Source organism: Acidovorax sp. HMWF029 (assembly GCF_003060895.1).
Taxonomy (GTDB): domain Bacteria; phylum Pseudomonadota; class Gammaproteobacteria; order Burkholderiales; family Burkholderiaceae_C; genus Acidovorax.
The window spans coordinates 1-2267 of the sequence record NZ_QAIH01000203.1; the positions used below are offsets into that span (position 1 = coordinate 1).

Sequence of the window (2267 nt, forward strand, 5' to 3'; positions counted from 1 at the left end):
GCATGGGGGCGTGTCGGTGGGCGCTGTGGATGGGGGGTGGTTGCTATGTATTTAATAGCTATCGGGGCATGATGGTTGAGCGCAGACGGCCATTTTGGCTTGAAAAACCGGGGTGAGACGGCTGCAGGTTTTTGGAGAAAGCCACGCACCTTGCCGCTGCCGCCAGCGCCGCAGTAGCGGCGGTCCGCTCCGTCGGACTCCGGACCGCTCGCACCCACGCCAGCGCGCAGGCGGTGGCAGGCTGCATGCCCCACAAGAATGAGGTGCGGGATACTCTCGCCCTCCCAGTCTTCTCCCCCTGCCCTCAAGGACCGCCCATTGAAATCCGCCAGCGCCACCACTTTCGACGAGGCCTACTACCAGCGCTTTTACTTCGACAAGAAAACCAGCGTGGTGGACCCGCAGCACATGGAGCGCCTGGGCACCTTTGTGTGCAGCTACCTCAAGTACCTGCGCGTGCCGGTGCACCGCGTGCTCGATGTGGGCTGTGGCATTGGGCTGTGGAAGGACATCGTGGCGCAGCACTTTCCCGCAGCGAGCTACCAGGGTGTGGAGTTCAGCCCCTACCTGTGCGAGCGCTTTGGCTGGCAACAGGGTTCGGTGGTGGACTATGTGGCCGATGCGCCGTTTGACTTTGTGATCTGCCAGGGCGTGCTGCCCTACCTGAGTCCGCCCGATCTGAAGGCCGCGCTGCACAACCTGGGGCGCCTCTCCAAAGGCGCGCTGTATGTCGAGGCCGTCGCGCGCGAGGACTACGAGCAGGGCATCATCGACGAAGACCTGACCGACAACCGCGTGTTCCGCCACCGGGCCGAGCTGTACCGGCGCGGCCTGCAGCAGGGCGCCATCGAGCTGGGCGGCGGCGTGTGGCTGAGCCGCCGGGCCGAGCTGCCGCTGTTTGCGCTGGAGCATGTGGATGGGTGAGCACGCCGCCGCTGCGCCCCACGCCGTCTCGCGCCTGCGCGCCCAGCGGCTGGCCCGCAGCGCCAAGCCCTTTCTGGCGCGCGGCGGCCCCAAGGGCGAGCGCTGCGCAGGCTGCCGCCTGGTGCCCAGCCACTGCATCTGCGCGCTGCGCCCGGCGGTGCCCACGCGCGCGGGCATGTGCCTGCTGATGGCCGACATCGAGCCGCTCAAGCCCAGCAACACCGGCTGGCTGATCGCCGATGTGGTGGCCGACACCTATGCCTTTGGCTGGGCGCGCACCGAGGTGCAGCCGGGCCTGCTCGCGCTGCTGGCCGACGCGCTGTGGCAGCCGGTTGTGGTGTTCCCCGGCGAGTTTGTGGCGCCCGAGCGGGTGGTGACGCAGGTGGTGCCTGCAGACGACGCCACCGCTGGCAAGCGCCCGCTGTTCATCCTGCTGGATGCCACCTGGCCCGAGGCGCGCAAGATGTTCCGCAAAAGCCCGTACCTCGACCGCTTTCCAGTGCTGAGCCTGGCGCCCGAGCAGATTTCGCGCTACCAGCTGCGCCGCTCGCGCCGCGACGACCATTTCTGCACCGCCGAAGTCGCTGCACTGTGCCTGGAGCTGGCGGGCGAGGCACAAGCCGCGCAGGTGCTGGATGCGTACCTGGACGTCTTCACCCACCACTATCTGCAGTCCAAGCACCAGCTGCCGGTGGCGGCTGACGACCCCACGCACCTGCGGCTGCGCAGCCTGGCCACGGCGTCTGCGCCATGACACCCATCGCCCGGATCCGCCCCTTTTGCGCAGGCGACGCACCGGCGCTGCGCGCGGTGTTTCATGCCTCGGTGCATGGCCTGGCCTGCCATTGCTACACCCCTGAGCAGTGTGCCGCCTGGGCCCCAGCCGAGCACGACGCCGCGCATTGGGCCGCGCGCATGCAGGCCAACCAGCCCTTTGTGGCCGAGGCCGATGGCGGCGCCATCGCGGGGTTTGCCGACCTGCAGCCCGGTGGCTACATCGACATGTTTTTTGTGGCCCCGGCGTTTGCTCGCCAGGGCGTGGCCAGCGCGCTTATGGCGCACATCCATGCGCAGGCCGTGCAACAGGGGCTGGCGCGGTTGTGGGCGGATGTCAGCCTGGCGGCTGAGCCCTTTTTTGCGGCCCAGGGCTTTGCCGTGGAAACGCGCCAGGCCGTGGAGCGCGCGGGCGTGGTGCTGCCCAACGCGCGCATGGGCAAGGCGCTGTAGTCCTGGCGCTCTTGTTTTGATAGCTTTATGCGCTTGTCTATTGCGCGTTAACAGCGTTTTTTGCATGCAATCGGGCCTGTGCGCTGTCGGGGCGGGGCGCCGGTGCCTTACAGTAG

At 67.8% G+C, this 2267-nt stretch carries 3 protein-coding genes; all 3 read left to right on the forward strand.

From position 1 onward, the window contains the following. Positions 1-318: 318 nt before the first annotated feature. The 3 genes from DBR12_RS14100 to DBR12_RS14110 are packed head-to-tail and all read left to right on the forward strand — an operon-like array spanning position 319 to position 2151. Positions 319-924 (forward strand): class I SAM-dependent methyltransferase, encoded by a 606-nt coding sequence (locus tag DBR12_RS14100; protein ID WP_108617837.1) that lies wholly within the window; start codon positions 319-321, stop codon positions 922-924. Continuing rightward, entirely contained in the window at positions 917-1678 is a 762-nt protein-coding gene (locus DBR12_RS14105; RefSeq protein ID WP_108617838.1) for a tRNA-uridine aminocarboxypropyltransferase, read from the forward strand. The genes DBR12_RS14100 and DBR12_RS14105 overlap by 8 nt, the downstream gene beginning before the upstream one ends. Continuing rightward, positions 1675-2151: a GNAT family N-acetyltransferase gene (locus tag DBR12_RS14110; RefSeq protein ID WP_108617839.1), complete on the forward strand. Its 477-nt coding sequence runs from the start codon at positions 1675-1677 to the stop codon at positions 2149-2151. The genes DBR12_RS14105 and DBR12_RS14110 overlap by 4 nt, the downstream gene beginning before the upstream one ends. Positions 2152-2267 lie beyond the last annotated feature (116 nt).